The 2,469-nt window shown below is 78.0% G+C and carries 1 protein-coding gene; it reads left to right on the top strand.

Annotated features, from left to right (window positions below; translation table 11 throughout):
• Positions 1–2,444: serine/threonine kinase C-terminal domain-containing protein (locus GL263_RS25040; protein ID WP_182858018.1), on the top strand; the 2,444-nt coding region annotated here is incomplete at its 5' end.
• Positions 2,445–2,469 lie beyond the last annotated feature (25 nt).

The following is a 2,469-nucleotide window of genomic DNA, read 5'->3' as shown; positions in this document are numbered from 1 at the left end:
CTTTGCCCGAGGTGCTGGACGCCGAGCTGGTCGACGCGCCCGGCGCGCGGGCGACGTTCGGCCGGGCCACCCGCCGCCCCGACGACCCCGTCGTCCGGCGGGCCGTCGAGGCCGCGCTGGCCGCGGCCCGCATCCCCGACCACCCCCGGCTCGACCAGGTCTTCGACGTCTTCGTCGAGGACGACGGGCTGTGGATCGTCAGCGAACTCGTCGTCGCCAGACCGCTGGCGGCGGTCCTCGCCGAGCAGCCGCTGAGCCCGCACCGCGCCGCCGAGATCGCCGCCGACCTGCTGGCGGCGCTGAGCGCCGTGCACACCTTCGGCTGGACGCACCGCAACATCACCCCGCACACCGTGCTGGTCTGCGAGGACGGCCGCGCGCTGCTGACCGGGCTGGCCTCGGGCGCCGCGGAGGAGGCGCTGAGCGGCTACGACCCGCTGCCCACCGAGGGGCCGATGGCGCCGGGAGCCGTCTCCCCGGACCCGCCGCTGACCGGCCCCCGCCCCGCGGTGCCGCCGGCGCGAGGCCCGGGCGGCGGGGACCCCTTCACGCCGGACGCCCCCGACGACGAGGGTCCGCCCGGCGGGCGGGGGCTGCGCCCGGGCGGGGCCGTCGCGGCCTACCGGGCCGGCGCCGCCGCCTACCGCGCCGACGCCGCCGGCCGCCGCGAGCAGGGCCAGGCCGTCGCCGAGCGCTCCGGCCCGTGGGGCGGCGACAAGCCGGGCCCGTCCCTCGCCCTCCCCACCCACCTCGGCTACCGCGCCGACACCGCCCGCTCCGCCACGGACCGGGACCCGCTGACCGGTGACCCGTACACGGGCGGCCCCTACACCGACGCCGCGCCCGCCGGGGATCCGTACGCCAGCGACCCCTACACCAGCGATCCGTACGCCGACGGCGGCTATGCCGCCGACGCCTACGCCGGTCACGACACACCCGGCCCCGAGGCGGACGCCGGCCACCGCACCGGCGGCTCCCCGACCGCCCCCCGCCACCGGACGTTCACCGACGAGGACGGCTACGCCGGTCACGACACACTCTCCGAGAGCGCCACCCCCGGCGCCCAGGAAGCGGTCGCCTCGTCGTGGGGCGAGCCGGCCGCGGAGGACGGCCGCTACCGCGGCCCGACCACCGCGCTGGCCGCCGAACGCGCCCGGCAGGCGCGGATGACGCTGGTCGGCCCGGTCACCGAGCGCTGGGCGCCGGAACAGGCCGGTCCCGTCTACGAGAACTGGCGGCTGGCGCCGCCCGTCGGGCCCGCGGCCGACCTGTGGGCGCTGGGCGCCCTGCTGTACCGCGCGGTCCAGGGCCACGCCCCCTACCCGGAGGAGAACACCGCCGAGCTGGTGCAGTTGGTCTGCGCCGAGCCGCCCGCGTACGCCGAGGAGTGCGGCCCGCTGCGCCCGGTCATCGAGTCCCTGCTGCGTCAGGACCCCACCGAGCGCCCGCTGTTCGAGGAGCTGAGCGGCTGGCTGCGGTCGCTGATCAGGTCGGCGCCGGAGCCGGAGGCGGGCCGCCGGGTGGTCAGTGCCCAACTGCCGCCCGCCGGCGGGCGCGCGGATTCCCGCCGGCTGCCGATACTGCGGAAGCGCGGCGAGATCGCCAAGTGGCGGCGGCCCCGCCGGCAGCCCGCCGGACCACCGGCCGGGCGGCGCCAGACCAGGCGCCCCGCCGAGCGGTCCGCCAAGCGGGCCTCCGAACCACGCTCGGATCCGCGCCGGTTGGGGCGGCTGATCCTGCTGGCGGTGCTGCTGCTGGTGGTCGGGGTGATGCTCTTCGCGGTGCTGCTGATGCCCAAGGCGGGGGAGAGCGGCGCCAACCAGCGCGGCTCGGTCGGCGGTGCGCCGACCGAGGCCGCCCCGCCGTCCGCCGACCCCGAACCGTCCGAAGGGGCCGGACCGGAGAAGACCGGCGAGCCGGCAGGGACCGGGCGGCCCTCACCGGACGGCGGCACGGGCAGCCGCGCCCCGCAGCCCTCGGCGCCGGGACAGGCCCCGGAGGGCTACGAGTTCCGGGACGACCCCGCCGGCTTCCGCATCGCCGTCCCGGAGGGCTGGGCGCGCGGGCAGACCAGCAGCGGCCTGGTGCGGTTCAGCAAGGGCGGTCTGGAACTGGTCGTGGTGCCCGGCCGGGACAGCGCCGACCGCTACGGCTCCGACCCCCGCGAGTACCAGCTGTCCGACCAGCCGGAGCTGGCCGGCTACCGCGACTCCACCGGCTGGAAGACCAGCAGCGGCGTGCGGACCATCACCGTCGGGGACACGGCCATGGCGGAGGGCGAGTTCGGCTGGGAGGCCGGCGGCCGCCAGCTTGTCGCCCGCAACCGGGCGATGCTGCTGGGCGGCAAGTACCACGTGGTGATGGTGACCGGCCCGCAGAGTGCCCGCGCGGAGGTCGACGAGCGCTTCACGGCCGTCGTCGACACCTACCGCACCACCGGCTGACCTCCGGCCCCCCGAAACCCGGCCC

The sequence above is a fragment of the Streptomyces durbertensis genome, assembly GCF_014156695.1.
In the GTDB taxonomy this organism is placed as follows: domain Bacteria; phylum Actinomycetota; class Actinomycetes; order Streptomycetales; family Streptomycetaceae; genus Streptomyces; species Streptomyces durbertensis.
The sequence above is the reverse complement of the archived record's forward strand: the minus strand, read 5'-3'. Positions and strand labels throughout refer to the sequence as shown.